The organism is Phocaeicola coprophilus DSM 18228 = JCM 13818 (assembly GCF_000157915.1).
In the GTDB taxonomy this organism is placed as follows: domain Bacteria; phylum Bacteroidota; class Bacteroidia; order Bacteroidales; family Bacteroidaceae; genus Phocaeicola; species Phocaeicola coprophilus.
The window spans coordinates 159,332-160,490 of record NZ_EQ973646.1 but is presented as its reverse complement, the minus strand read 5'-3'; the positions used below and the strand labels follow the sequence as shown (position 1 = coordinate 160,490).

1 protein-coding gene is annotated in these 1,159 nt (G+C 26.2%); it reads left to right on the top strand.

Features of this window, described 5'->3' with window-relative positions:
- The coding region (locus tag BACCOPRO_RS18095; protein WP_008144273.1) for a hypothetical protein at positions 1-1,159 on the top strand (1,159 nt) is incomplete at both ends.

Here is a 1,159-nt window from a genome sequence, read left to right as displayed (position 1 = left end):
GAAATCATCTTTGAATTTTGGAACAAAAGTTGTTTCAAATATGTTAGCATGGCCTATAGCAATGGCTACATCTGCTGCTATTGATTCTATAAAAAATATTCCAACTGATGAAAAATGCAATTCTTCATCAAATTATAATCAAGATTTTAGCATTGACGAAATAATACCTCTTTCTAGATTAACTGATAAAGAATATGAATATATAAAACAAAATTATAGGAACAAAATTAGTACTAATGAAGGAATTGAATCAATTATAGCTGATACTAATAAAAAACTTAAAAGGATTAACACTTTGTCATCCTTAATAGGTTTTATTACTCCTATAAGAAATATACTATCTAAAAAAGCACATACTTTAGAAGATAAAATCAAAAAATTAACTTTGAAAAAAGAGATAGCAGTAGTAAACTTACGAGAAATAATACATCAATACGAACATAATCGGATTACTCTGCCAAAAAACAATAATGTGTATTTAGTTTTTAGTCCTGTATATAATAATTATTATGCAGAAAATATGTATGTTATTGAGCGAAATCATAAAGTTTTTTTTGAATTTGATATCCCAAGTATATTAACACTTAATTTCAAGACTTTTCAAATTATTTTTTATGATTCAGTTTTAATAGTAACGACTAAAAACGACTTTGCTATAATTAATTATTCTCATATAAGTGCTGATATTCAACAAATACATCTATTAGAAAAACAATTGGATAGTAATATAAATTATGGTGAAGTAAAAGAAACTTGGCTTCATACTTGTTTGAATGGAACACCTGATTTGCGTTATCGTAACAATCCTAAGGTCTATAATGTTCAGTATTGGAACTTATCAATTAAGTTGCATAATTTATTTGATATAAGTATTCTTTTTAGTGCAGAGAATATAGCACAAGAAGTTTACAGCTTGGTTGGTAAAAGAAATTTACAATCAGTAGAAAACATAAAAGTAAATTCAAATATATATAAGATAGATAATGTACATGATGATATAATAGCTGATCTTACAGATACGCAAAAAGAATTGTGTAATATCTTAAAACAAATTGGTTTTCAGCAAAGTAAATATGTAACTCAGAAAAGACCTCAATTTGGAAGTTACGTAAGGAGACGTAGAGATAGATCTGTATTATGTGTAATAGGAGTATCCCCA